The sequence below is a fragment of the Arenibaculum pallidiluteum genome (assembly GCF_017355985.1).
GTDB classification, from domain to species: Bacteria; Pseudomonadota; Alphaproteobacteria; order Azospirillales; family Azospirillaceae; genus Arenibaculum; species Arenibaculum pallidiluteum.
The window spans coordinates 268,283-291,355 of record NZ_JAFIQU010000003.1 but is presented as its reverse complement, the minus strand read 5'-3'; the positions used below and the strand labels follow the sequence as shown (position 1 = coordinate 291,355).

Annotated in this window: 26 protein-coding genes and 4 tRNA genes; 11 read left to right on the top strand and 19 right to left on the bottom strand. The window is 69.9% G+C overall.

The features are described from left to right. Positions 1–74: 74 nt before the first annotated feature. From JUB13_RS08520 to JUB13_RS08485, 8 genes are all read right to left on the bottom strand, one after another. Positions 75–737, bottom strand: a complete 663-nt coding sequence (locus JUB13_RS08520) for an HAD family hydrolase (RefSeq protein WP_207478372.1) — start codon at positions 735–737, stop codon at positions 75–77. Then, entirely contained in the window at positions 734–1,459 is a 726-nt protein-coding gene (locus JUB13_RS08515; protein ID WP_207478371.1) for an RluA family pseudouridine synthase, read from the bottom strand. Before JUB13_RS08515 ends, JUB13_RS08520 begins: the two co-directional genes overlap by 4 nt. Continuing rightward, entirely contained in the window at positions 1,456–2,283 is an 828-nt protein-coding gene (gene kynA / locus JUB13_RS08510; RefSeq protein WP_207478370.1) for a tryptophan 2,3-dioxygenase, read from the bottom strand. The genes JUB13_RS08515 and kynA overlap by 4 nt, the downstream gene beginning before the upstream one ends. Before the next feature lie 15 nt (positions 2,284–2,298). Beyond that, positions 2,299–3,528 (bottom strand): kynureninase, encoded by a 1,230-nt coding sequence (gene kynU, locus JUB13_RS08505; RefSeq protein WP_207478369.1) that lies wholly within the window; start codon positions 3,526–3,528, stop codon positions 2,299–2,301. A gap of 188 nt (positions 3,529–3,716) precedes the next feature. Continuing rightward, positions 3,717–3,905 (bottom strand): hypothetical protein, encoded by a 189-nt coding sequence (locus JUB13_RS08500; protein ID WP_207478368.1) that lies wholly within the window; start codon positions 3,903–3,905, stop codon positions 3,717–3,719. A gap of 236 nt (positions 3,906–4,141) precedes the next feature. After that, positions 4,142–4,657, bottom strand: coding sequence for a hypothetical protein (locus tag JUB13_RS08495; RefSeq protein WP_207478367.1), 516 nt, complete (start codon positions 4,655–4,657; stop codon positions 4,142–4,144). An 80-nt stretch (positions 4,658–4,737) separates the two neighbouring features. Then, positions 4,738–5,355: an exonuclease domain-containing protein gene (locus tag JUB13_RS08490; protein ID WP_207478366.1), complete on the bottom strand. Its 618-nt coding sequence runs from the start codon at positions 5,353–5,355 to the stop codon at positions 4,738–4,740. A gap of 17 nt (positions 5,356–5,372) precedes the next feature. Continuing rightward, complete coding sequence (locus JUB13_RS08485; RefSeq protein ID WP_207478365.1) at positions 5,373–5,597, bottom strand: hypothetical protein; 225 nt, start codon at positions 5,595–5,597, stop codon at positions 5,373–5,375. A 261-nt stretch (positions 5,598–5,858) separates the two neighbouring features. On the opposite strand from JUB13_RS08485, the gene JUB13_RS08480 reads away from it, so the two are divergent. Further along, positions 5,859–6,449: a DedA family protein gene (locus JUB13_RS08480; protein ID WP_207478364.1), complete on the top strand. Its 591-nt coding sequence runs from the start codon at positions 5,859–5,861 to the stop codon at positions 6,447–6,449. A 20-nt stretch (positions 6,450–6,469) separates the two neighbouring features. On the opposite strand, the gene JUB13_RS08475 is transcribed toward JUB13_RS08480, so the two are convergent. The 3 genes from JUB13_RS08475 to JUB13_RS08465 all read right to left on the bottom strand — a co-directional run bounded on the left by JUB13_RS08475 (position 6,470) and on the right by JUB13_RS08465 (position 10,288). Continuing rightward, positions 6,470–7,636: an alanine racemase gene (locus JUB13_RS08475; RefSeq protein ID WP_207478363.1), complete on the bottom strand. Its 1,167-nt coding sequence runs from the start codon at positions 7,634–7,636 to the stop codon at positions 6,470–6,472. A gap of 1 nt (position 7,637) precedes the next feature. After that, positions 7,638–9,143, bottom strand: a complete 1,506-nt coding sequence (gene amaB, locus JUB13_RS08470; RefSeq protein WP_207478362.1) for an L-piperidine-6-carboxylate dehydrogenase — start codon at positions 9,141–9,143, stop codon at positions 7,638–7,640. Positions 9,144–9,211: 68 nt separating this feature from the next. Next, a complete protein-coding gene (locus JUB13_RS08465) occupies positions 9,212–10,288 on the bottom strand; it encodes a saccharopine dehydrogenase family protein (protein ID WP_207478361.1) in 1,077 nt (358 codons plus the stop codon). Positions 10,289–10,398: 110 nt separating this feature from the next. Between JUB13_RS08465 and JUB13_RS08460 the strand changes: the two genes are divergently transcribed. Genes JUB13_RS08460 through JUB13_RS08450 form a run of 3 tightly spaced genes read left to right on the top strand, consistent with a single transcriptional unit; the run spans position 10,399 to position 11,664 of the window. Then, complete coding sequence (locus JUB13_RS08460) at positions 10,399–10,842, top strand: Lrp/AsnC family transcriptional regulator (RefSeq protein ID WP_207478360.1); 444 nt, start codon at positions 10,399–10,401, stop codon at positions 10,840–10,842. A 43-nt stretch (positions 10,843–10,885) separates the two neighbouring features. Further along, on the top strand, positions 10,886–11,470 hold the full coding sequence (locus tag JUB13_RS08455; protein WP_207478359.1) for a cupin domain-containing protein: 585 nt from the start codon (positions 10,886–10,888) through the stop codon (positions 11,468–11,470). Between the two features lie 41 nt (positions 11,471–11,511). Next, positions 11,512–11,664, top strand: coding sequence for a hypothetical protein (locus JUB13_RS08450; protein WP_207478358.1), 153 nt, complete (start codon positions 11,512–11,514; stop codon positions 11,662–11,664). A gap of 34 nt (positions 11,665–11,698) precedes the next feature. On the opposite strand, the gene JUB13_RS08445 is transcribed toward JUB13_RS08450, so the two are convergent. The 7 genes from JUB13_RS08445 to JUB13_RS08415 all read right to left on the bottom strand — a co-directional run bounded on the left by JUB13_RS08445 (position 11,699) and on the right by JUB13_RS08415 (position 14,858). Next, a tRNA-Thr gene (locus tag JUB13_RS08445) sits at positions 11,699–11,773 on the bottom strand. 15 nt (positions 11,774–11,788) lie between these two features. Continuing rightward, a tRNA-Gly gene (locus JUB13_RS08440) sits at positions 11,789–11,863 on the bottom strand. A 3-nt stretch (positions 11,864–11,866) separates the two neighbouring features. Continuing rightward, positions 11,867–11,941: transfer RNA gene (locus JUB13_RS08435), tRNA-Thr, on the bottom strand. Between the two features lie 4 nt (positions 11,942–11,945). Then, positions 11,946–12,021, bottom strand: a tRNA-Asn gene (locus JUB13_RS08430). A gap of 99 nt (positions 12,022–12,120) precedes the next feature. Next, a complete protein-coding gene (locus JUB13_RS08425) occupies positions 12,121–12,792 on the bottom strand; it encodes a DUF4142 domain-containing protein (RefSeq protein ID WP_207478357.1) in 672 nt (223 codons plus the stop codon). Between the two features lie 114 nt (positions 12,793–12,906). Continuing rightward, positions 12,907–13,857: an MBL fold metallo-hydrolase gene (locus JUB13_RS08420; RefSeq protein ID WP_207478356.1), complete on the bottom strand. Its 951-nt coding sequence runs from the start codon at positions 13,855–13,857 to the stop codon at positions 12,907–12,909. Between the two features lie 95 nt (positions 13,858–13,952). Continuing rightward, positions 13,953–14,858 carry an NUDIX hydrolase gene (locus JUB13_RS08415; protein WP_207478677.1) on the bottom strand — a complete coding sequence of 302 codons (906 nt, stop codon included), beginning with the start codon at positions 14,856–14,858 and terminating at the stop codon, positions 13,953–13,955. 282 nt (positions 14,859–15,140) lie between these two features. Here JUB13_RS08415 and JUB13_RS08410 point away from each other — a divergent pair, with 282 nt between their 5' ends. From JUB13_RS08410 to JUB13_RS08380, 7 genes are read left to right on the top strand one after another with little or no spacing between them, the layout of a single operon-like run. After that, complete coding sequence (locus JUB13_RS08410) at positions 15,141–16,220, top strand: inositol-3-phosphate synthase (RefSeq protein ID WP_236024822.1); 1,080 nt, start codon at positions 15,141–15,143, stop codon at positions 16,218–16,220. A 10-nt stretch (positions 16,221–16,230) separates the two neighbouring features. Beyond that, positions 16,231–16,824, top strand: a complete 594-nt coding sequence (locus JUB13_RS08405) for a histidine phosphatase family protein (RefSeq protein ID WP_207478354.1) — start codon at positions 16,231–16,233, stop codon at positions 16,822–16,824. After that, the gene (locus JUB13_RS08400) at positions 16,821–17,918 is read left to right on the top strand and encodes a CgeB family protein (RefSeq protein ID WP_207478353.1); all 1,098 of its coding nucleotides are present in this window, start codon (positions 16,821–16,823) and stop codon (positions 17,916–17,918) included. The genes JUB13_RS08405 and JUB13_RS08400 overlap by 4 nt, the downstream gene beginning before the upstream one ends. Before the next feature lies 1 nt (position 17,919). Continuing rightward, a complete protein-coding gene (locus JUB13_RS08395; RefSeq protein ID WP_207478352.1) occupies positions 17,920–18,744 on the top strand; it encodes a nucleotidyltransferase family protein in 825 nt (274 codons plus the stop codon). Continuing rightward, positions 18,741–19,511 (top strand): TIGR04290 family methyltransferase, encoded by a 771-nt coding sequence (locus JUB13_RS08390; protein WP_236024821.1) that lies wholly within the window; start codon positions 18,741–18,743, stop codon positions 19,509–19,511. The genes JUB13_RS08395 and JUB13_RS08390 overlap by 4 nt, the downstream gene beginning before the upstream one ends. Beyond that, complete coding sequence (locus tag JUB13_RS08385) at positions 19,508–20,401, top strand: glycoside hydrolase 5 family protein (protein WP_207478351.1); 894 nt, start codon at positions 19,508–19,510, stop codon at positions 20,399–20,401. Before JUB13_RS08390 ends, JUB13_RS08385 begins: the two co-directional genes overlap by 4 nt. A 10-nt stretch (positions 20,402–20,411) precedes the next feature. After that, on the top strand, positions 20,412–22,133 hold the full coding sequence (locus tag JUB13_RS08380; protein WP_207478350.1) for a hypothetical protein: 1,722 nt from the start codon (positions 20,412–20,414) through the stop codon (positions 22,131–22,133). A gap of 7 nt (positions 22,134–22,140) precedes the next feature. On the opposite strand, the gene JUB13_RS08375 is transcribed toward JUB13_RS08380, so the two are convergent. After that, a complete protein-coding gene (locus tag JUB13_RS08375; RefSeq protein ID WP_207478349.1) occupies positions 22,141–22,935 on the bottom strand; it encodes an undecaprenyl-diphosphate phosphatase in 795 nt (264 codons plus the stop codon). Between the last annotated feature and the right edge of the window lie 138 nt (positions 22,936–23,073).

Below are 23,073 nucleotides of genomic sequence, written 5' to 3'. Positions count from 1 at the left end.
CCCCGCCCCGGGCGGCCTGCCCGGGCCGAACCACCGCAGACGGCCGCGTCCATCATGGGCGCGGCCGTCGGCGTTCATCGGGACAGGAGGCTGGCGCCGAGATTGCGCCACAGCGCCTCGGGGTCCGGCCAGATTTCGACGCAGCCCGACGCCTTCAGCTCCGCTTCCGTGAACCCGCCGCTGAGCATGCCGACGCACGGAATGCCCGCGCCATGGGCCGCTTGTGCGTCATAGGGCGTGTCGCCCACCACCACCGCGCGGTCCGGCGCCAGCCCAAGCCGGATCAGGGCGGACCTGAAGATGTCTGGATGGGGCTTCGACTTCTCGGCATCGTCCGAGGACACCGCGCACTCGAACAGCCCCTCGATTCCCGCCGCCCGGACATAGTGGTCGAGCTCGTCCCCCTTGGCGGAGGAGGCGAGGGCCAGGCGCCTGCCCTGCCCCGCCAGCGCCGTGAAGAGGTCCCGGACATGGGCGAAGCCGCGGACCCTCGGCATGTACTCCTGCGCGAAGAGATCCTTGCGGTAGGCGTCGATCTTCGCGCCGTTCCGGGCCGCCTCCGCGTCGGGCAGGAGCGACGGGATCAGCTGGTCGCCGCCCTTGCCGATCTGGGCGCGCACCTCCGAGAAGCCGAACTCGTACCCGAAGGCGGCGAAGCTGCGCTGCCATGCCAGCGCGTGGAAATCGACCGTGTCGACCAGCGTCCCGTCCACATCGAAGATCACAGCCTCGATCATCCGCTTCCCCCATCCAAAGACGGGGATAACAGGGCGGATGGAGCCAGCGTCTCGATGGCACCACGCATGTGCGGCGGCGGCGGCGCAATGACGTCGACCCCGGTTCCGGAAGGCGAGAGCGGCGGCACGACAATGCGCCGGGCCAGAAGGGCGTGGGGCGCGCCGGGGCGGGCCGTGCCATAGACGGGATCGTCGAGGATCGGGCAGCCCAGCGCCGCCAGATGCACGCGGATCTGGTGGGTGCGCCCGGTCCGGGGTTGAAGCTCGACCAGGGCGATGCCGCCGCCGGCCCCCAGCACCCGGTAGGCCGTCGTGGCCGGCTGCCCGGCGGGATCCACGACCATGCGCCAGCCCTGCGGGCCACTGACCTTCAGAAGAGCCAGATCGACAGTGCCGGACGCCTCGCGCGGGCTGCCCCTGACCAGGGCCCAGTAGGTCTTCCCAACGGCACCCTCGGCGAAGAGGCGGTTCACCCGGCGCAGCGCCTTGGGATGCCGCGCAAGCACGAGACACCCCGCGGTGTCGCGGTCCAGCCGATGGACGATCGCGGGCGGCTGGCACAGGCCGAATGCGAGGGCCGGAAGGAACGCCTCCAGGCTTTCCGGCGTCCGTGGTCCCGGATGCACCGCGAGCCCCGCCGGCTTGTCCAGCACCAGCAGGTTCGCGTCGCGGTGAAGCACCCGGCGCGCGAGTTCGTCCGGCGTGGCGGCGTTCGGGCTCAAAGCTCGGTCCGGAGGTCCCAGAGCTCCGGGAACAGCCGGACCTCCAGCACCCGACGCAGGTAGCGCACGCCGGCTGTCCCGCCGGTGCCCGACTTGGCGCCGATCACGCGCTCGACGGTGGTGACGTGGCGGAAGCGCCACTGCCGGAACGCGTCCTCCAGGTCGACGAGCTTTTCGGCGAGTTCATAGAGCTGCCAGTGAGCCTCCGGGTCGCGGTAGACCGCCAGCCAGGCGGCGCGGACACTGTCCGAGGCCTCGTAGGGCTGCGTCCAATCACGCTCCAGCCGGTCCGGCGGGACGCTGAAGCCGGCCCGCCCGAGCGCGCGCAACGCCTCATCGTAGAGGCTGGGCTCGCGCAGCACCTGCTCGAGCGCCGCCGACAGATCGGTCCGGTGGCGGTGCGGCTCGATCCGCGAGGCGTCCTTGTTGCCGAGCAGGAACTCGACCGCCCTGTACTGGTAGGACTGGAAGCCGGAGGAGCGCCCCAGCGCCCCGCGGAAGTCCGAATACTCGCTCGGCGTCAGGGTCGAGAGCACGTCCCAGGCCTGGATCAGCTGGCCCATCACCTGCTTGACGCGGGCCAGCATCTTGAACGCGGGGCCGAGATCGTCGGCGGCGATGCGCCCCCGGGCGGCCGTCAGCTCATGGATTGCCAGCTTCAGCCACAGCTCGGTCGTCTGGTGCTGGACGATGAACAGCAGCTCGTTGTGGTTGGCGGTACGGGGCTGCTGCGCCCCCAGCAGCGTATCCAGGCCGAGATAGTCGCCGTAGCTCATCTCGCTCCTGAAGTCGGTGTGCTCCCGTGGCTCCTCCGGTCCGGACATGGCCGCCCTCCCCCTTCAGGTCACCGCCGCTCGGCGGTGGAACTCCGGCCTGTCCCAGGTGCCGGTGTCCAGCAGATCCGCCAGCACCCCGACCGCGTCGAACACGTCGGCATGAGAGACGTAGAGAGGCGCGAAGCCGAAGCGCATCAGGTCCGGGGCGCGAAAGTCCCCGATCACGCCGCGCGCGATCAGCGCCTGCATTACCGCGTAGCCCTGGGAATGCCGCAGCGAGACCTGGCTGCCGCAGGCCTCCGCCTCCGCAGGCCCGGCGAGGCTGACCGCCGGGCAGCGCTCGGCGACGAGGGTGCGGAACAGGCGCACCAGCGACAGGCTCTTGGCCCGCAACGCTACCATGTCGACCTGCAGCAGCTCGTCGACGCCGGCCTCCAGGGCCGCCACGGCGAGGATCGGCGGCGTGCCGCACAGCGCGCGCCGGATATCGGGTGCCGGCGTGAAGCCGGTCTCGAAGCGAAAGGGCGCGGCATGCCCCATCCAGCCCGACAGCGGATTGCGGAAGGCCGGGATGTGCCGCTCGGCAACATAGACGAAGGCCGGGGCACCGGGGCCGCCGTTCAGGTATTTGTAGCCGCAGCCTACGGCGAAGTCCGCGCCCGCACTGTCCAGGTCCACGGGGACGGCGCCGGCGCTGTGGGCGAGATCCCAGATCGCGAGCGCCCCCGCCTCATGCACCAGGCGCGTCGTCGCTGCCATGTCCAGCATGTCGCCGGTCCGGTAGTCGACCTGGGTCAACATGACGGCGGCAACGTCCGGGCCGATCGCCTCGGCGAGGCTATGGCGCTCGACCAGCCGCAGAGCGGGCCGACCGCCCAGCAGCCCTGCAAGCCCCTGCGCCATGTAGAGGTCGGTCGGAAAGTTCCCGGACTCGGAGACGACGACGGTCCGGTCCGGCCTCAGCGCGAGCGCCGCGGCGAGCACCTTGAACAGGTTCACAGAAGTGGAATCGGCGACGACGACCTGTCCCGGCGCGGCGCCGAGGAGGCGGCCGATCTTGTCGCCGACCCGCAGCGGCATGTCGATCCAGCCGGCGGTGTTCCAGCTTCGGATCAGGCCCTGGCCCCACTCCGCGTCGAGCACGCGCTGGAGGCGACCGGAGGTCTCCTTCGGCAGCGGGCCCAGCGAGTTGCCGTCCAGGTAGATCACGCCTTCTGGCAGGTGGAAGCGTTCCCTGCGGTCCCTCAGGGGATCCTGCGCGTCGAGCCTGAGCGCATCGGCCCGCCCGGTCATCGGGACGCGCCGCCTGGCCCGGCACCTGTCCTGGCACCTATCGGGAAACTGGTGATCGGCATGGTGCCTTGCCCCCCGTCTGCGATGGAGGCCAGATTAGGCCTCCCGGCGCAGCCAGGCCAGGAAAGACGCGACACGACGGCCTGAGGACGGGCCGTCGGCCGGGCGCCGCGCGATCGCTGCCGGCTTCAGCGCCTGCGGGAGGGGCGCCGCGTGCGGGCGCGGATGCGCGGCGGCAGCGGCAGTGGCAGCTCCACCATGTACTGGCCGCTCTCCTCGAGCGCCGAGATCAGCGCCATGGCGAGGGCATAGCCCGCGCCGGGCCGCGGGCTCGCGAGGTCCTCGCCGGTTTCTGTGGTCGTGGGTCGAGGCTGCATGCGCACGTCTCCGGCACTGCGGACCCCCGAGCGTAAGCCGCCCGATGCAACGCGGTCTGTAACCGTCTCGTAAATGCCGAAAGCCTGCCTTCAGATTACGTTAACCATGTTCGTCCAGCCTGTGCCTCGGCCCGGCCTTCACCGGGCACATCGAGGAGGACAGACATGGGCCGCTGGGTTCCGATCAATCCCCGCCACTGGATCAGGGAGACTGGCGGCCGCCGCGTCGAGCTTCGCTACCGGCTGGCAGGCTTCGAGAGCGCCTGGGAAGTCCTGTCCGATGGTACCGTGCTGGACCGGTGCGTGACGCTGGATGCCGCCCGATTGGCGGCGGAAACGGATCCCGCCGGCTGCGGCGCCGCATAGGCGCCATCCCGCCCGCCAATCTCGCGGCCGGGATCTTCGTGGCGCCCGTCGCCCAGCGCGGCGCGGATCCGGACGCAGGCGAAAGCGGTGTCGCGCCGGGGTTCCTCCCCCGCGGCGCCAACACGGGCGAACAGGCGCTCCAGCGCCGCACTGGCTTCCCCGCCGCCGAGCTTCCAGTACGCGATCCGCTGCCGGAAACAGGCGACGGACGCCCGCGCCCCCGCGTCGTGCCCCGCGTGCACGCCATCTTCGATGGCGAGCACCAGCTCCCGGTCGCCGGCCAGCTCCCGCAGACAGTCCACAAGCGCGTCGACCGCGTCCGGCTCCATGCTGTCCCGGATCTGGACCATCATATTGTCGCGCCGCGCGATCAGTTCGAAATTCATTCACGCCTCCGCCCCGGAGAATGGAGCAGGCGGGCCGCACGAAATACGTATCGTGAGGACCAGCGAGTCCTCTGGGCCGTCTATTCTTTTGAATATCCAGTTATGTCATTCGGCTGTGTGTCGGGAGGCTCCAGGCCTGCGCGGCGCAAGCGCCGCGCCAGTTCCATGTAAATCGTGGCCGTGTTCCGGGCATCGTCAAGGGCGCGATGGCGCTGGCCTTCGAACCCCGTCCCGAGAATGCCGAGCGCCACGTCGAGGCCGATGCGTCGCGACGTTCCCGCAAGCATCGAGAAGAGCTGCGCCAGGTCCAGGAAGCTGTCGCTGAAGGGACTCTTCACGCCGTTGCGGGCACAGGCCTCGGCAAGCGGCTGGGCATCCATTCCCCACGCCGCCCAGGTCTTGCGCGCGGTTCCGAAGGTCCTGGCCACCGTCGCCGTGACCTCCCCGAGCGGACGCGCCTGCCGCGCGAGGTCGCGCAGCGTTATGCCGGTGAGCTCCGAGCAGAAGGGGCTGAGCGTGGAGCGCGTCGGGCGCACCAGCCAGCGTCCGGTGCGCCCGATCGCCAGCGCCTTGGTGTCCACCTCGACCACGGCGATCTCGATGGGCTCGGGCTCCTCGTCGGGCGGCGTCGGGCCGTCCCAGCACGTCAGCTCTAGGTCGACCACCAGGAGCCGGTCGGACCGGTAATCGTGTCGCACCTGCGCTGCGCCGCAGCCTACTCGGCGGCGCCCGGATGCGCCTCGTCGTTGCGCGACAGCCGGCCGGCGACGAACGCAATCAAGGCGACGACGACCACCACCAGCAGCGACTGCCGTTCGTCCGGGCCGGCGATGGCCAGCACCAGAAGGATGCAGACGGCGAAAATGATCGCGGCAGGATTGAGCAGCCAGCGGCTGAGCGCCGATGAGTCGAGGTCGTGGGCATCGCCCCGGTTGGCCATGACAGTCACCTGAAATCTCGAACGAATCGGACGCCGCGCCTCTGCAGGCGCCCAATGAACCACAGTATCAAAGCCCGCGCCCGATGCACACTGCCCGGTAGTCGGATATGACGCCCGGGGCGGCACCGGGCTCGCCCCCTCGTGACTTCCGACGGCTGTCCGCGTTTTCGGGCATTTAGCTTATTTCCCAAGGGCGGCGCTTCTTGGTACGATCGTTCGGCTTGCGCCACGGTCGGCGCCGCGGCGCGAGGAGTCCCCAGGGTGGAAATCACGAACTGGATCCAGGAGTACGGGAGCCTCTACTACCTCATCGTATTCGTATGGACGTTCCTCGAAGGCGAGACGTTCGTGATCTTCTCGGGCGTCGCCGCCCGGGAAGGCCTGCTCGACCTGTCCCTTCTGATCACGCTGGCATGGGCCGGCAGCTTCCTTGGCGACCAGACCTACTTCTTCATCGGCCGGCGCTATGGAAACCGTCTGCTGAAGCGGTTCCCCCGCTGGAAGCCGGGCGTCGACAAGGCCCTGTCGCTTCTGGAGCGCTACAGCACCGGCTTCATTCTGACGTTCCGGTTCATCTACGGCGTGCGCAACGTCAGCTCCTTCTCCATCGGGATGAGCACGATGTCCTGGCCACGCTTCGCCGTGCTGAACTTCATCGCCGCGGGCATCTGGGCCACCAGCTTTGCAGGGGCCGGCTATTTCGCCGGCGCCGCGCTGCAGCATCTCCTGGGCGATCTCGCCAAGGGTTTCGGCCTCGTGATGCTGGGCGTCTTCCTGGTCGTGGTGGTCTGCGTCCTGAAGATGGCACGCAAGCCGCCGGCGACCGGAGCGGCCGAGACGCCAGCGGAATAGAGGCGGCCGCGCCGTCGCACTCAGCGGACGCGGCCGCGCGCGTCCACCGGGATGTCCATCGGCGGCTCGCCTCCGCCGACGAGGGTCAGCAAATCTGTCAAGTTGGCGACGGGGCAGGCGTGGTTCGGCAGGACCGCGACCCGCGATCCCACGGGCGGCGGCGCTCCGTCCATGCGCAGCCAGCCATGCTCCTCCGAAAGCCGCTCCACGAACAGAGGCGGCCCGCCGAGGACGGGAAAGGCCCACCCATAGCCCGGCGCACCGCTGCCATGGGCGCCGAGATCCGAGCTGAGGACCTTCGAGCCGGCATCGACGATCGCGTGGCGCGGACCGTGCCCGACCACGGTGGCCAGTACCCAGAGGGCGACCTCCGCGGCGGCGGCGATGCCCAAACGCAGGGCCGTCCCATCCAGGAACACCGAATTTCCCGGCCGGACTTCGGTCAGCCCGCCGAAATCACGCTGGGCGAGCACCGTCGGCGTGCTGCCGACGGATACGACTGGGACGGGCAGCCCGGCCGCCAGGAGCCGGTCCCGCACGGCAAGCATGGTGCGCCGCTCCTCCTCGGCGATCGCGGCGACCTCGTCACGGCCAGGGGCGGCATAGGCTTGGCCGGCATGACTCATGATGCCGCCAAAACGCAGATGCGGCGCCCGGACAATGGTGCCCGCCAGATCGACCGCCGCGGGACCCGCGGGATCGACGCCGAGCCGGCCGAGGCCGACATCGACCTTCACCAGGACCGGCAGTTCCATTCCGTGGCGGGCCGCCGCCGCGGCCAGCGCAATGGCGCCCTCCGTCCTGTCCGCCATGCAGAGCAGCTCGGTTCCCTGCCCCCGAACGGCTTCGAGCAGGGCATCGATCCGGAACGGCTCGACCACGGGATAGGCCAGCAGGACGGAGGGTATGCCCGCCTCGACGAAGACCTGGGCCTCGCCCGGCTTCGCCACGGTCACGCCCACGGCTCCGGCGGAGACCTGCTGCCGCGCGATGGCGACCGACTTGTGCGTCTTCGCATGCGGACGCAGGCGGAGGCCTGCCCGATCCGCGATGTCCTGCACCCGGCGGATGTTCCCGGCGAGACGCGCGCGGTCCACGATCACGCGTGGCGTCGGCCAGGCCGCAGGATCCAGCGCCGCAAGCGCGGGCGCCGGATCCAGCGCGGGCGGGCCTCGCCTCGGAGCCATGTCAGATCGTCTCGAACTTGATGCCCTGGGCCAGCGGTAGCGCGTTGGAGTAGTTCACCGTCGCGGTCTGCCGGCGCATATAGGCCTTCCAGGAATCCGATCCCGATTCGCGCCCGCCCCCCGTTTCCTTCTCGCCCCCGAAGGCGCCACCGATCTCGGCGCCCGAGGGTCCGATGTTGACGTTGGCGATGCCGCAGTCCGAGCCCGCCGCCGAGAGGAAGCGCTCGGCCTCGCGCAGGTCGGTGGTGAAGATGCAGGAGGAGAGCCCCTGCGGGACGTCGTTCTGGACCTGCACGGCCTCGTCGAAGTCGCGGTAGCGCATGACGTAGAGGATCGGCGCGAAGGTCTCGTGGCGCACGACCTCGGTCTGCGCCGGCATCTCGACCAGCGCCGGAGAGACGTAGTAGGCGTCGGGCCCCTTCTCGGGCAGCACGCGCTCGCCGCCGGCCAGCACGCGGCCGCGTTCCTCCCGGGCGCGTGCGAGGGCATGCATCATCCCCTGGAAGGCGTCACGGTCGATCAGCGGACCGACGAGGTTCGCCTGCTCCAGCGGATCGCCGATGCGGATCTGGCTGTAGGCGGCCTGCAGGCGCGGCACCAGGCGGTCGTAGACACTCTCGTGCACGATCAGGCGCCGCAGCGAGGTGCAGCGCTGGCCTGCGGTGCCGACCGCCGCGAACAGGATCGCACGGACGGCCAGCTCCAGATCGGCCGAGGGCGCCACGATCATCGCGTTGTTGCCGCCGAGCTCCAGGATCGAGCGGGCGAAGCGCCGCGCGAGCCGCGGGCCGACCTCGCGGCCCATTCGGGTCGAGCCCGTGGCGCTGACCAGCGCCACGCGCCGGTCGTCCACGAGCTGCTCGCCGACGGCACGACCACCCACCACGACCGAGGACAGCCCCTCCGGCGCGCCGCCGAACCGCGCCATCGCGCGTTCGAGCAGCGCCTGGCAGGCAAGCGCGGTGACCGGCGTCTTCTCCGAGGGCTTCCACACGCAGGGATCGCCGCACACCAGCGCCAGCGCCGCGTTCCAGGACCAGACCGCGACCGGGAAGTTGAATGCCGAGATGATGCCGCAGACGCCCAGTGGGTGCCAGGACTCGGACATCCGGTGCCCGGCCCGCTCGGAGGCAATGGTCAGGCCGTAGAGCTGGCGCGACAGGCCGACGGCGAAGTCGCAGATGTCGATCATCTCCTGGACCTCGCCCCATCCCTCCTGGATCGACTTCCCGCATTCCAGGGTGACCAGTGCGCCCAGCGCCTGCTTGTTCGCCCGCAGCTCCTCGCCGAAAAGCCGGACCAGCTCGCCACGTCGCGGCGCCGGCACGTCGCGCCAAGCGCGGAAGGCCTCGGCGGCACGGCCGATCTTCGCATCGACCTCGTCGGCCGTGTCCTCACGGAGGCGGCCGATCAGCGCGCCGTCGATGGGGCTGCGAACCTCCAGCGTCCCGCCTTCCAAAAGGGCCGGATCGAGATCGAGGGCTGCGATAATGTCCTGGAGCTTCATGGGGTGTACCCCTCCGTCGATGCGCGCCTCTGCCCGCGGGGACCTGGCCCGCGGCAGTCGAAACGCGGCTAGGCGTAGTGCCGTCCGAAACGGTTGGCAAGGAAGTCGTCGAGGCGCGCCTGCTCCTGCCGCACGAAGCCGTGCTGCGGAAGGCTGGCCGCCCTCGTCAGGTCGACCATCGCGCAGATGCCGGCGGCGGTCGTGACCTGAATGGCGCTCCAGGTCCGCCCGGCGATCTCCTTGGCATAAACCTTCTTTGCGAAGCTCTCCTGGCTGAGCTGGCCGTCCCGGATCCCGCTCACGGTCACGAAGACCAGCACCACGTCCTGGAGCGTCATGGGAACCGCGGTCTCGAGCACGTCCTTCAGGATGTGGCGGCGCTCTCCAAGGCGCAGGTCGCGGATCAGGAGCCGGATGATCTCGCGGTGCCCGGGATAGCGTACGGTCTTGTAGTCGAGATTGCGGACGCGCCCCTGCAGCGTCTCGCACAGCGTCCCGAGCCCGCCCGAGGTGTTGAAGCCCTCGTAGGCGATGCCGTCCAGCGCGAAGTCCTCGTCGCCCTCCAGCGGCATCACCTCGCGCAGCTCGCCGTCGACGATCGCCTCGCAGGGATTGCAGTACTCGTTGATCAGCCCGTCCGTGCTCCAGGTGAGGTTGTACTTCAGCTTATTGGAGGGATAGAGCGGCAGCGCCCCCACGCGCATGTGGACGTTGTGGACGGTCTCGAAGCGCTGTGCGAGGTCATGCGCGACAATCGAAATGAAGCCCGGCGCCAGCCCGCATTGCGGGACGAAGGCGGTATCCGCGTCCTTCGCCAGCTCCTTCACGTGGCGCGTGCTCCCGACGTCCTCGGTCAGGTCGAAGTAGTGGGCGCCCCCCGCCCTGGCCGCCTCGGCGATCACGGGCGTCAGCGTGTAGGGGCAGGCCGAGAGCACGGCCCAGTGGCCCGGCACAAGCCCGGCCAGGACGGAGGGATCGGCGACATCAATGGCGCGGGCCGCGATCCCCGCCCGCGCGACACGCTCGAGCGCCCGGGGATCGCGGTCCGCCACGGTCACGGCGTAGTCCCCGCATCCCGCCAGCATCTCGGTGATCATCGCGCCGATCTTGCCGCCGCCCAGCAGCAGCACCTTGGTCACGGCCATGTCCGTCCCCCATCAAGTTCACGGTCTCGTGCCATGCTGACGCGGGCATGCGCCGGGTCGAAGCGAGCAAGGTGCCGACACGGCCGGCCGTTTCCGGCAGAATGCCGGACATGACGACGAATCGCCGACTGGACGAGATCGACCGGGCCCTGCTGGCCCTTCTGACGGCGAACGCGCGCGAGCCGGCGGCCTCGCTGGCACGCAAGCTCGGCATCGCGCGCAGCACCCTGCAGGACCGGCTCGACCGGATGGAGCGGGATGGCGTGATCTCCGGCTACACCGTGCGGATGGCCGCCGAGCCCGACGCGGAGCTGATCACCGCCTATGTTATGCTGTCCATCAACCCGAAGCTCGCGGACCGGGTCGTCCGCGCCCTGAAGGCGATCCCGGAGCTTCGCGCGCTGCACGCCGTCAGCGGGCAGTACGACCTGCTCGCCCGGATCTGCGCCGAGAAGACCTGGAGGATAGACGAGATCCTGGACCGGATCGGCCACATTCAGGGCGTGGAACGGACGACTTCGTCCATCGTGCTGAGCACCAAGGTCGAACGTTGAGCCGCGCCGCCTGTTATGTGCGAGCCACCGCGGAGAAACGATCATGGACCGCGCCGTCCCGCAGACCTACGTCGCAGCCGAGAAGCACTTCCTGCCCGACGACGGGATCTTTCCCAACAACGCCGCCCTGCCCCTCCTGCTCTACCGGGCCACGATGCCCGAGCACGACACGGAGGCCCGCGCCTCGGCCTTCGAGCGGGCCTTCACCCGGAACGGCTGGCATGGAACCTGGCGCGACGGCGTCTTCCCCTATCATCACTATCACGCCGAGGCGCATGAGGTGCTGGGCGTCGCGGCGGGGGAAGCCCAGCTGATCTTCGGCGGCGAGGGCGGCGTGACGGTCACCATCCGTCCCGGAGATGCCGTGGTGATCCCGGCCGGGGTCGCGCACCGCAATCTCGGCAGCACGTCGGATTTCCTGGTCGTCGGCGCCTATCCCGTCGGCCAAAGCCCCGACATGCGCACCGGCCGGCCGGACGAGCGGGAGCGCGCACTGCGCACGATTCCGCGTGTCGCGCTGCCGGACGCGGACCCCATCCATGGCCCCGGAGGGCCGCTGGACCGCCATTGGCATCCAGCGCACCGGACCGGTCCGGTTGCCGTCGATCTGCCCGCGCAACGGGAATGACCTCTGGCTGTTGGTTCCGGCGGCAAGCAGCAGGAGGCATCATGAGCGATCAGCGCCACGTCCAGGACATGCCCGACGACGGCACCGGGGAACACGAGGGCAGGCCCGGCCCCGGTCCCGGGCAGCGCATCGTGGGCCCCGAGGACGAGAAGCGCGGTCCGGACGAAAGCAACCCGCTGAATTCCGACGACTGACAGGACGGGTGAGAAGGCCGGATCCTTCCCGGCGTGGTGCTGCTGGAGAGGATTGAACTCTCGACCTCTCCCTTACCAAGGGAGTGCTCTACCACTGAGCTACAGCAGCGGCCCCATCGCGAGATGGAGCGGGCGAAGGGATTCGAACCCTCGACCCCAACCTTGGCAAGGTTGTGCTCTACCCCTGAGCTACGCCCGCACATGGTGCCGGTTGTCAGATTTGAACTGACGACCTGCCGCTTACGAAGCGGATGCTCTACCACTGAGCTAAACCGGCACTCTGGCTCCCGGTGCTGGACTCGAACCAGCGACACGCGGATTAACAGTCCGCTGCTCTACCAGCTGAGCTAACCGGGAAGCGAGGCGCCGGTATAGGGGTCCGACCGGTCGATGGCAAGAGGCAAAAAGAGGTTGTTCCCCGGGCTCCCCTGCCCCGGGGAACGCCCCCGCTTCGGCTTAGCGGGCCGGCTGCTGCGTTCCGGGGATGCTGCTGCCGGATCCCTGGCCGGCCGTGCCCCCCGCGCCCGAGATGCCGCGGGACACCGCACCGGTTGCGTTCGGCCCGCCCTGAGACACCAGCATGTCACGCATTCCCGTGACCTCCGCCAGATGCTGCTGCAGCGTGGGCAGCGTCTGTGCGGCGAAGCTCTTGAGTTGGGCGTTGCTGCCGATGCTGGCCTGCTGCTGGAACGCCTCGACGGCCGCCTGATGCGCGATCACCTGGTCGTTGATGTAGACCTGGTCGAACGTGTCCGGCCCAAGCGTCGAGAGCTGCGCCAAGCGCTGCTGAAGCTCCGGCTTCATGGTCGTGGGCTGCTGCACGCCCAGGGTCTGGATGATCTGCACGAGCTGCTGCGAGGTCCCCTGGTGGTCCTGGATCATGTGCTGCGCGAAGCGCCGCACGTCCTGGAGCTGGCTCTGCTGAAGCGCGAGCTGGCTCGAGCGGACCTCGAACATGTCGGAACTCGTGGCCATCTCCACGAAGATCTGGTCCTGGGCCGACAAGCTCGCCTGGCTACCCGACTGCGACATGGTCCCGGTCGTGCTGCCGGTACCCTGGGCCAGGGCAACCGTCGGCGCGGCGAGAGCAAGCGCCATGGCGGTCGCCTGCAGGATTCGTCTGGTCACGCGACATCCCTCCGTTTCGGGGAAATGGCCGTCCTCGGGGACGGCGGTCCCAGCTCAACCGGAGGATGGCCCGTCGCGTTCCGGCGGCCCGTCGCGCGATTCTCGCGCGGTGGCTCAGCCTTCCAGCGCGCGCCACATCTCCAGGTCGCGTTCGGCGGTCCAGATGCGGGGATGCACGATCCCGCTCATCTCGTCGAAGCAGCGCGACACGTCAAAGGGCATGCAGTGCTGGAAAATCACCCAATGGCCGAAGCGCGGGGACAGCCGCTCCATGGCCTCGGCGAAGACGCGGTCGAGCGTCAGGCCACGGCCGACGCAGTCCCGCACGACGGCAGTCAGCGCCTCCAGGAACTCCCGGGTCTCGGCGATTGCGCGTTCCACAGCCTCGGCCGTGGTCAGCGCTTCGCCGCGCCCGGGGACCATGGCCGTCGCACCGAAGGCGCGGATCCGGTCCAGCGTTGCCGGCCAGTCCGTGAAATAGGCGTCCCCACAATAAGGCGTGGCGCCGTATTCGACGAGATCACCGGCGAACATCACTTTCTCGCGCGGCAGCCAGACCACGGTGTCGCCGGCGGTGTGTCCGCGGCCGGCATGGACGATATGGACCTCGCGCCCGCCCATCCAGACCACGACGCGGTCGCTGAAGGTCAGCGTCGGCCAGGTCAGCCCTGGGATCGTTTCCGCCGCCTGGAACAGGCGCGGAAAGCGCTGGATCTCGGAGGCCATGTCCTGGGCGCCGCGCTCGACGATCAGGTCCCGGGTGGTCTCGCTGGCGATGATCTCGCTGGCCCCGTAGGCCGAGGCACCGAGGACCCGCACCGCGTGGTAGTGCGTCAGCACCACGTGGCGGATCGGCTTGTCCGTGACTTCCCGGATGCGCGCGATCAGGCCCTGAGCCATGGCGGGGGTGGCGCGAGCGTCGATCACCATGACGCCATCCTCGCCCACGATCACGCCGGAGTTCGGGTCACCCTCGGCGGTCAGGCAGTAGACGCCCGGCGCCAGCTCCGTGAAGGTCTCCTTCTTGGCCGCAAGATCACCCTGCGATGCGAAGGTCTTCGCCATCGTCCCCTCCATGCCCCGCCCGAGGCCGGTAGTCATGTTTCAGGGCAGACGGCTTGGCAAGCGGATTGTCGGCATGCCTCATGGCCGCGGAGCGCTCAGACGGCCCGGCTCCCTCCCGCCTTGAGCAGCAGCGCCCATCCCGCCAGCAGGCAGCCCGAGGCGCCCGCCTGCAGGACATCAAGCGATCGTCCGGGATCGTCGGGATCGAGAAGGCGGATCCCTTCGAGCTCGTGCCCGTCGCGGGCCCGGCCAAGGCCGGCGAAGAGCGCGGCGCCGTCCAGCGGCAGTCGGATCGCCCAGTGCAACTCGGGCGATCCCCCGCGGGCGAGCTCGCGGGTCAGGCCGAGGAATCGCATCGGCGCCCCGGCAAGCGCCGCCTCCGGTACGCCGAGCTCCTCGTTGATCTCGCGCCAGGGCCTGAGATCACACAGCCGCGCGACGCCGTCGAGGTCGACCGGCTCCGCCATGCCGGCGGCCCCGGGCCCCCAGACGGCGGGCCACACGGCCATCCCCGCGGCCCGGCGCTGGGCCACGAGACGCCCGTCGGCGGTCAGGAGCTGAAGGTTCAGGCCGATGCCGTTCGCGAGAACGGAATCCCCAAGCGGCTCCAGCCGGCCGGCCGCGTGCACGGCGTCGCGAAGCCCCGTCTCGTCCAGCAGCAGGTTGCTGCGGACATAGTCGAAATAGCCCGCCTCCTGCCATGCGAGCCGATCCTCGCGGGCGACGAGCTTGACGATCCTGCCGTCGAAGAGGGCGCGCTGGCCGTACCGCGCCTTGAAGGCGGAAAAGGCGGGCTCGGTCGCGCGGGCGAGCTGCGAGGGCAGCGCGTAGCGGCCGGGCAGGCGCTGAAGCGGAATCCGGCCGGCCTCGTCCGAGGTGGTACCGTCGACCACCACCACATGGCCCGTCGGCCATGCGGACCCACCGGGGATCGGCAAGTCCAGGATCGGTTCGGCGGGGTAGCGCGCCCCCCAGTCGTAACGGGCCCAGTCGATGTTCACGATGCCTCTCGTCGGCGGCCAGCGGGAAAGCTCGGCTTTCTGCTGCGCCGCCGCAAGCCCTCAGGGGCAGTCCATCGCTGGGGGCACCCCGTTCGCGGGACCGAACTGCCAAAAGCTCGGGCAGTGGAAGCCGGAACATACACAACCGCCACTGGTTTCGCTTTCGGGAGCCCTTTGCGCTCCCGGTGCCCGCGCGCGCCACCGGCGCCCGAGCGGGCTGAAGGACGGAGGCGGCATGCCCGGACCCGGGCATGGCCCAACAACGAGAACGGAGCGCATGCCTTGAAAGACAGGAAGGTCCGCGTTGCGATCGTCGGCGTCGGAAACTGCGCCTCGTCGCTGGTCCAGGGGGTGGAATTCTACCGGCACGCCCCGGACGACGAGGACGTGCCCGGGCTGATGCATGTCCGTCTCGGCGGCTATCACGTCGGTGACGTGGAGATCTCGGCCGCCTTCGACGTCAACGCCGCGAAGGTCGGTCTCGACCTTGCCGAAGCCATCGTAGCGGCACCGAACAACACTGCGCGCTTCGCCGAGGTGCCGAGGACCGGCGTCGTCGTCGAGCGCGGTCCGACGCTGGATGGGCTCGGCAAGTACCTCGACGGCGTCGTCGCCGAGAGCGAGCGGCCCGTCGCGGACGTGGCCGCGATCCTGCGCCGCACCCGCACCGACGTCGTCGTCTCGTACCTGCCGGTCGGTTCCGAGAAGGCGACGCACTTCTATGCCGAGGCTGCGCTGGAGGCCGGCTGCGGCTTCGTCAACTGCATTCCCGTCTTCATCGCCTCGCGCGACGAATGGCGCCGCAGGTTCGAGGAGAAGCGCCTGCCCATCATCGGCGACGACATCAAGTCCCAGGTCGGCGCCACCATCGTGCATCGGGTGCTCACGAACCTCTTTCGCGAGCGCGGCGTGCGCGTCGACCGCACCTACCAGCTGAACTTCGGCGGAAACACCGACTTCCTGAACATGCTGGAGCGCGAGCGCCTGGATTCAAAGAAGATCTCCAAGACGCAGGCCGTCACCAGCCAGCTCGGCGCCCCGCTGCCGACCGAGCAGGTCCATGTCGGGCCCTCGGATCACGTGCCCTGGCTGCTCGACCGCAAATGGGCCTATATCCGCCTGGAAGGCACGACCTTCGGCAACGTGCCGCTGAACGTCGAGCTGAAGCTGGAGGTCTGGGACAGCCCGAACTCCGCCGGGGTGGTCATTGACGCCGTACGTTGCGCCAAGCTGGCCATGGACCGCGGGATCGGGGGGGCGCTGATCGGCCCGTCGAGCTGGTTCATGAAGTCGCCGCCCCAGCAGTTCACGGACGACGAGGCGCAGCGGCGCACCGCCCGGTTCATCGACGGCGAGGAATGAGCGCCGATCGATGACGATGCTGCTGCTGGTCCGGCACGCGGCCACGGACTGGATCGGAAGGGGGCTGGCGGGCCGGACGGAGATCGGCCTCTCGGCCGAGGGCTCGGACCAGGCGCGCCGCCTGGCGCCGCGCCTCGCCGCCCTGAGGCCCGACCTCGCCCTGTCGAGTCCGCGGCGGCGTTGCCTCGACACGGCCGCCCCCATGGCGGAGCGCACGGGCCTTCTGGTGGGGCCCGTGCCGGGGCTCGACGAGGTGGACTTCGGCTCCTGGACCGGCGCCGCCTTCGAGGCCCTGCGCGACGACCCGGCGTGGCAGGCCTGGAACGCCAACCGTTCCGGCGCCCGCTGCCCGGGAGGCGAGAGCATGGCCGAGGCCCAGTTGCGCGCAATCGGGCTGTGCCAGCGCCTTTCGATCGAGCAACCCGACGCCAGGATCGTCCTTTTCAGCCATGCCGACATCATACGGTCGGTCCTCGCCTTCTGGCTCGGGATGCCACTGGATCTCCTGCTGCGTTTGGACATCGATCCCGCCTCAGTGAGCCGGGTCGAGCTGGCCCCCTGGGGCCCCCGCATCCTGGCCGTGAACGAGACCCTGCCCCCATGAAGATCACCGTCTTCGGCCTCACCGTCAGCTCGTCCTGGGGGAATGGCCACGCGACCCTGTGGCGCGGCCTGCTGAAGGCGCTCCACCGGCGCGGTCACCGGGTCGTGTTCTTCGAGCGCGACCTTCCCTACTACGCGCAGAACCGTGACCTGTTCGAGATCCCCGGCGGCGAGCTCGTCCTCTACTCCGACTGGGAGGAGGCGCGCAGGCTCGCGGTCCGGCACCTCGCCGACAGTGACGTCGGCATGGTCACCTCCTACTGCCCGGACGGTGCCGCCGCCTCGGAGCTGCTGCTGTCCTCGCCGGCGACCTGCCGCGTGTTCTACGACCTGGACACGCCCGTGACCCTGTCGCGCCTCGCAGCCGGCGAGACGGTCTCATACCTGCCGCCGGGAGGGCTGCGGGATTTCTGCCTGGTGCTCAGCTACACCGGCGGCGGCGCGCTGACGGAGCTGCGATCGCGCCTGGGCGCGCGGCTCGTGGCGCCGCTCTACGGCCACGTGGATCCCGAGGTGCACCGCCCCGTGCCGCCCGAGGAGCGCTACCGCTGCGATCTCTCCTACATGGGGACCTACGCGCCAGACCGTCAGGCAGCGCTCGAGGACTTCCTGATCGAGCCTGCGCGCCTTCGGCCGCGCCGCAAGTTCGTGATCGGCGGGGCGCAGTACCCGCAGGACTTCCCCTGGACCGACAACATCTGGTTCGTCAAGCACCTGCCGCCGGACGAGCATCCCGCCTTCTTCTCGTCCTCGCGCCTGACGCTGAACGTCACGCGGCGCGCCATGGCGCAGATGGGATGGTGCCCCTCCGGCCGCCTTTTCGAGGCCGCGGCCTGCGGCTGTGCGGTGCTCAGCGACGCATGGGACGGGCTCGACGCCTTCTTCCGTCCGGGAGCCGAGATCCTGGTCGCCCGCCGCACGGAGGACGCGCTGGCCGCCCTGGACCTCTCCGACGCCGAGGTCGCCCGGATCGCCGAGGCCGCGCGGGCGCGCGTGCTCGCGGACCACACGGCGGACCGGCGGGTCGACGACCTGATGCGGGCGCTGGACGCCTGCTTCAGCACGGGGGCGGACATCGCCCCCCTGGAGACGTGACATGTGGGGCATCGTTCCGGCCGCGGGCAGCGGCACACGGATCCAGCCGCTGGCCTTCTCCAAGGAGCTGCTGCCCGTGGGCAGCCGCATGGACGGCGGCGTCGAGCGGCCGCGAGCGGTCAGCGAGTACCTCGTCGAGCGCATGCTGCGTGCCGGCGCCGACAAGATCTGCTTCGTGATCTCGCCGGGCAAGCACGACATCCTCGAATACTACGGCGGGTCCATCGGCGGGGCAGCCATCGCCTATGTCGTGCAGCCGCGGCCGGGCGGGCTATGCGACGCCGTATTCCGGGCCCTGCCGCTGATCGGGCCCGACGAGCCGGTCCTCGTCGGGCTGCCGGACACAGTCTGGTTCCCTGAGGACGCGCTGGCCGCGCTGCCGGACGACCGCCTGTCGTTCCTGTGCTTCCCCGTCGACCGGCCCGAGTTCTTCGACGCGGTGGTGCACGATGCCAGCGGCCGCGTCCAGGAGATCCAGGTGAAGAGTGCCGCCGCCAGCAGCCGGTGGATCTGGGGCGCCTTCAAGATGACCGGCGCCATCCTCGCCGAGTTGCACGCGCTGTGGCTCGAGCGCGGACGCGGGGACGAGTATATAGGCACGCTGGTCAATGCCTGGATCGGTCAAGGCGGCGCGGCCTGGGCCGTGCGCGCGGGCGAGAGCTACGTGGACGTCGGCACCCTGCACGGCTACCGCGCCGCGATCGGCCTGCTGGCGAGCCGCGACGAGCAGGACACGGGGGGCCGGGATCTGCCGCCGTTGCCCGCCAAGGCGGGTACGGCGCTGCCGTCCGCTCCACCACAGAGCCAGAATGGGGCAGCACCATGAACGAGATGTCGCGCCTATCGAAGGACGAGATCCGGCGCCGGGCGGAGGAGCTCGGCGACTGGTTCCACAACATCGACCTGAAGGGGGTCCCGACCGCGCCGAACCACTTCCTCGGCGATTATCCCGCGATCAAATGGCGCGGCTTCGCCCATGCGATCCCCCAGGATCTCTCGGGCAAGACGGTCCTCGACATCGGCTGCAATGCCGGCTTCTACTCCTTCGAGATGAAGCGGCGCGGCGCCGCGCGCGTCGTCGGCATCGACGAGGACGAGCGCTACCTCGCCCAGGCGCGCTTCGCGGCCGAGGTGATGGAGGCCCCAGAGGTCGAGTTCAGGAATCTCTCGGTCTACGACGTCGCCGCGCTGGGCGAACGCTTCGACCTCGTCCTGTTCATGGGTGTCCTCTACCATCTCCGCCACCCGTTGCTGGCACTGGACCTGATCCACGACCACGCGGCCAAGGACCTGATGGTCTTTCAGTCCATGCAGCGGGGCAGTACGACCGTCGAGCCGGTCGCCGAAGACTACCCCTTCTGGGAGGAGGAGCACTTCGATCGCCCCGGTTACCCGAAACTGCATTTCATCGAGAAGGAATACGCGAGGGACTGGACGAACTGGTGGGTCCCGAACCGCGCCTGCGCCGAAGCCATGCTGCGCGCGGCCGGTTTCGAGATCCTCGACCACCCGGAGGCGGAAGTCTACGTCTGCCGCCGCATGGGGAGGTCCGGTCCGGGCCCGGTCTATCCGGCACGAGGCGAGAAGGCATGATCGAAGCGGCCAAGATCTGGAACGAACCCAACAACAAGTCGCACTGGGACCCCGAGCTGGACCCGGACTGGTCGCTTTACGCGGCCATGACCCGCGCGGCCTGCGATGCCATCAAGGGCGAGAACCCGGCGCTTCCCTGCGTGCTCGGCGGGATGTCGCCCATCGATACCGGCTTCGTCGCGAATCTGAAGGCCAAGGGCGTCCTCGACAAGGTCGACGTGGTGGCCGTGCATGGCTTCCCGCTGGACTGGAACCACTGGCAGATCCAGGAATGGCCGGCCAAGGTCGCGGAGATCCGCACGGCCGCCGACGGAAAACCCGTCTGGGTGACCGAGGTCGGCGTTTCCACCTTCGGCGCCGAGGAGGTCCAGGAATTCGGCCTGCGCCGCTCGGCGGAGCTGCTGATCGGGCAGGCGCCGCGGATCCACTGGTACAGCCTCTTCGACCTGCCGCGGGCCTGGCCGGCGACCACGCGCCACAAGGAGGCCGAAGGATCCTCCTACTACCGGCACTTCTACATGGGCCTGGTCCGCGAGGACGGGACGCCGAAGCTGGCCTACCGCCACTTCCCGGAGTTCACGCCTCATCTCGGCATCTGCCAGTGGTTCCATTTCGAGGACCACCGGCTCGACGACGCTGTGCGCCATCTGCGCACGCTGGGTGTCCGGCACCTGCGCACGGGCCTGTCCTGGGCCGACAGCTACCGCCCCAATGCGGACGCCTGGTTCGACCGGATGATGTCCGCACTCGACGAGTTCGACGTGACCGTGACCTTCTGCTTCACGCCGGAGCACATGGGCCCAGGCCGCCACCACACCAGCCCGCCGCACCGGCACGAGGACTTCGCCGAGTTCTGCGCCCGCATGATCCGCCGCTACTGCCCGGGCTGACCCGGAGGCCATGCTGGTCTATCGCGATGGGTCCGAGAGCGTCGACCCAAGGGTCCTGCTCTCGGACATCGGGCGGCGCCTTTCCCGCGCCCTGGACCACGATGCCGCGGTCGACTGCGTAATCGCCTTCGGAGAGGTGGAGGCGGCGCTCGCCGACGCGCTGTTCCCGACAGCCGACGGCCTCGCCCCAGAGGCGCAGCGCTGGCGCGCCGTCTCGGTGTCTCTGGGATGCCTTTTGCGGGCGACCTGGCGCGGCGCCCAGGAAGATGTCCGCGCCGCAGCGGCCCGCGAGGCGGCCGGCGGCCTGGATGCGATCCTGCGGAGCCACCTGCCCTCCCGGGTCGAGCGCCGCGTCGCGGAGGGCTACGCTTGGTACGCCCTCTACCCCGAGACCTATCTCGAAGCCGCGGAGGCCCTCGCCGCCAGCAGCGCCGGCCCGGTCCTCTGCGTCGGCATCCGAAGTATCGGCGCCGGACTGTCCGGCGTGGCCGCCGCGCCCTTCGCGGCGGCGGGACGCACGGTCGACGCGATCACCTTGCGCCCACGGGGACATCCGTTCGAGCGGCGCCCCGCCCTCGCGCCGGCGCTGGAAGCCTTCCTCGTCGAGCGCCGGGACCGCATGGTCCTGGTTGTCGACGAGGGACCGGGGCTCAGCGGCTCGTCCTTCTGCGGCACCGCCGCCTGTCTTGCCGCGCTGGGATTTCCGGAACAGCGCATCGTGCTGGTGCCCTCGGCCCTGCCGGACCCGGCGGGCTTCGTCTCGGCCGAGGCGCGGGAACGCTGGCCGCGGCATCCGAAGGCCCATGCGGGCTTCGAGGACGCCTGGCTGCCGCGCGGCCGCCTGGGCGCCGGGCTGAAGGACCTCGGCGGGGGCCTCTGGCGCAACCACGTCCCCATCGACGGCCCGCCGCCCGCGGTCCAGTTCCAGCACGAGCGCCGCAAGTATCTCGCCCGGCGCGACGGGCGGACCGTCCTCCTGCGCTTCGCGGGGCTCGGGCGCTACGGCACGCCCCGCTTGGCCCGCGCCGGGCGGCTGGCGGCGGCTGGGCTGGGCCCCGCGCCGCGCGGCCTGTCGGACGGCTTCCTGGCCCTGGACTGGATCGACGGCACCCCATGTCCGCGCGGCGCCCTCAATGACGGGCTCGCCCGTGCGGCGCTGGACCACGTCGCCCATCTCGGCTGCCATGAGCGCACCGGCGCGCCTGTTCGCGCCGCGGAACTGCGCGCGCTGCTGGAGACGAATGTCGGCGAAGGGCTGGGCGCGGCGTGGCTGGATCCCCTCCGTGCGGCGCTCGACCGGCATCTGGCCCGGCTAGACGGCATCGAGGCGGTCGCGGTGGACGGCCGGATGCTGCCGCACGAGTGGCTGCGGACCGAAGGTGGATTCTCGGGCGGCTTCGTGAAAGCCGACGCGCTGGACCATCACGACGACCACTTCTATCCCGGGACCCAGGATATCGGCTGGGACCTCGCCGGTCTTGGGGTCGAGTTCGGGCTGAAGCCGGTCGCGATCCGCGAAATGGCCGAGGCGCTTGCGGCACGCCTGCGCGACCCCGCGCTTCCGGCGCGCCTGCCCGTCCAGGAGGCGGCGTATGCTGCATTCCGCCTGGGCTATGCGCAGCTCGCCGCGGCGAGCCTTGCCGGCAGCGAGGACGGGCAGCGCTTCGGGCGTCTGGCGGCGCGCTATCGCCGCCTGCTGCGCCGCGCGGTCCTGCGCCTCGCGGCAGGATGAGGCCCGCTCAGCGCAGCGACAGGACGCCCAGCATCACCGCGCCCAGCACGATGCGGTACCAGCCGAAAGGCGTGAAGCCGTAGCGGCCGATGAAGGCCAGCACCGTCCTCACGACCGCGAGGGCCGCCAGGAAGGCCACCACGAACCCCACCACGATCAGCAGCGCATCGTTGGAGTTCAGCAGGTCGCGGCTCTTGTAGAGGTCGTAGCTGGCGGCCCCGAGCATGGTGGGGATCGCCAGGAAGAACGAGAACTCCATGGCGGTCTTGCGATCGACGCCGAGCAGCAAGCCGCCGAGAATCGTTGCGCCCGAGCGCGAGACGCCGGGAATCATGGCAAGGCACTGCGCAAGGCCGATGCCGAGGGTGAGGCGGATCGGGAAGCGCTCGATCCGGAAGTGCCGGGGCTCCCACTGGCGCCGCTCGATCAGCAGGATCGCGATGCCCCCCAGGATCAGCGCCCAGGAAACCACCCAGGGGCTGAACAGCACGGTCTTGATGAAGTCGCGCGCCAGCACGCCGATCACGACGGCCGGCAGGAATGCCAGGATGACCGCGATGGCGAAGCGCCGCGCGTCAGGGTCGGTGGGCAAGCCCACGGCCACGCGCCAGAGCCGTCCGAAATAGGCGAGGATCACGGCGAGGATCGCGCCGAACTGGATCACGACCTCGAAGACCCGTCCCTCCGGGCCCTGGAAGCCCAGGAGATCGACGAGAAGGATCAGGTGGCCGGTCGACGAGATCGGCAGGAACTCGGTCAGACCCTCGACGAGGCCGAGGATCGCGGCCTGGATGTATTCCATGGCGGCTGTGCTTCCGGGAAAGGTGCGGTGCGCGGGCATGGGCGTAGCACAGGGCCTGCCATGCCGGAAGCGGCAAGGATGGGATGCGGCCGGCGTTGGACCGGCTGCATCATCCGAGGTAGTATACCCCTGGAGGTG

What these genes read in the sequence shown, in the direction of transcription:
- JUB13_RS08520 (WP_207478372.1), bottom strand. Translation starts at nt 737, where the DNA reads ATGATCGAGGCTGTGATCTTCGATGTGGACGGGACGCTGGTCGACACG.
- kynA (WP_207478370.1), bottom strand. Translation starts at nt 2,283, where the DNA reads ATGTCCGGACCGGAGGAGCCACGGGAGCACACCGACTTCAGGAGCGAG.
- kynU (WP_207478369.1), bottom strand. Translation starts at nt 3,528, where the DNA reads ATGACCGGGCGGGCCGATGCGCTCAGGCTCGACGCGCAGGATCCCCTG.
- JUB13_RS08500 (WP_207478368.1), bottom strand. Translation starts at nt 3,905, where the DNA reads ATGCAGCCTCGACCCACGACCACAGAAACCGGCGAGGACCTCGCGAGC.
- JUB13_RS08495 (WP_207478367.1), bottom strand. Translation starts at nt 4,657, where the DNA reads ATGAATTTCGAACTGATCGCGCGGCGCGACAATATGATGGTCCAGATC.
- JUB13_RS08485 (WP_207478365.1), bottom strand. Translation starts at nt 5,597, where the DNA reads ATGGCCAACCGGGGCGATGCCCACGACCTCGACTCATCGGCGCTCAGC.
- JUB13_RS08475 (WP_207478363.1), bottom strand. Translation starts at nt 7,636, where the DNA reads ATGGCTCCGAGGCGAGGCCCGCCCGCGCTGGATCCGGCGCCCGCGCTT.
- amaB (WP_207478362.1), bottom strand. Translation starts at nt 9,143, where the DNA reads ATGAAGCTCCAGGACATTATCGCAGCCCTCGATCTCGATCCGGCCCTT.
- JUB13_RS08465 (WP_207478361.1), bottom strand. Translation starts at nt 10,288, where the DNA reads ATGGCCGTGACCAAGGTGCTGCTGCTGGGCGGCGGCAAGATCGGCGCG.
- JUB13_RS08460 (WP_207478360.1), top strand. Translation starts at nt 10,399, where the DNA reads ATGACGACGAATCGCCGACTGGACGAGATCGACCGGGCCCTGCTGGCC.
- JUB13_RS08455 (WP_207478359.1), top strand. Translation starts at nt 10,886, where the DNA reads ATGGACCGCGCCGTCCCGCAGACCTACGTCGCAGCCGAGAAGCACTTC.
- JUB13_RS08450 (WP_207478358.1), top strand. Translation starts at nt 11,512, where the DNA reads ATGAGCGATCAGCGCCACGTCCAGGACATGCCCGACGACGGCACCGGG.
- JUB13_RS08420 (WP_207478356.1), bottom strand. Translation starts at nt 13,857, where the DNA reads ATGGCGAAGACCTTCGCATCGCAGGGTGATCTTGCGGCCAAGAAGGAG.
- JUB13_RS08405 (WP_207478354.1), top strand. Translation starts at nt 16,231, where the DNA reads ATGACGATGCTGCTGCTGGTCCGGCACGCGGCCACGGACTGGATCGGA.
- JUB13_RS08400 (WP_207478353.1), top strand. Translation starts at nt 16,821, where the DNA reads ATGAAGATCACCGTCTTCGGCCTCACCGTCAGCTCGTCCTGGGGGAAT.
- JUB13_RS08395 (WP_207478352.1), top strand. Translation starts at nt 17,920, where the DNA reads ATGTGGGGCATCGTTCCGGCCGCGGGCAGCGGCACACGGATCCAGCCG.
- JUB13_RS08390 (WP_236024821.1), top strand. Translation starts at nt 18,741, where the DNA reads ATGAACGAGATGTCGCGCCTATCGAAGGACGAGATCCGGCGCCGGGCG.
- JUB13_RS08385 (WP_207478351.1), top strand. Translation starts at nt 19,508, where the DNA reads ATGATCGAAGCGGCCAAGATCTGGAACGAACCCAACAACAAGTCGCAC.
- JUB13_RS08380 (WP_207478350.1), top strand. Translation starts at nt 20,412, where the DNA reads ATGCTGGTCTATCGCGATGGGTCCGAGAGCGTCGACCCAAGGGTCCTG.
- JUB13_RS08375 (WP_207478349.1), bottom strand. Translation starts at nt 22,935, where the DNA reads ATGGAATACATCCAGGCCGCGATCCTCGGCCTCGTCGAGGGTCTGACC.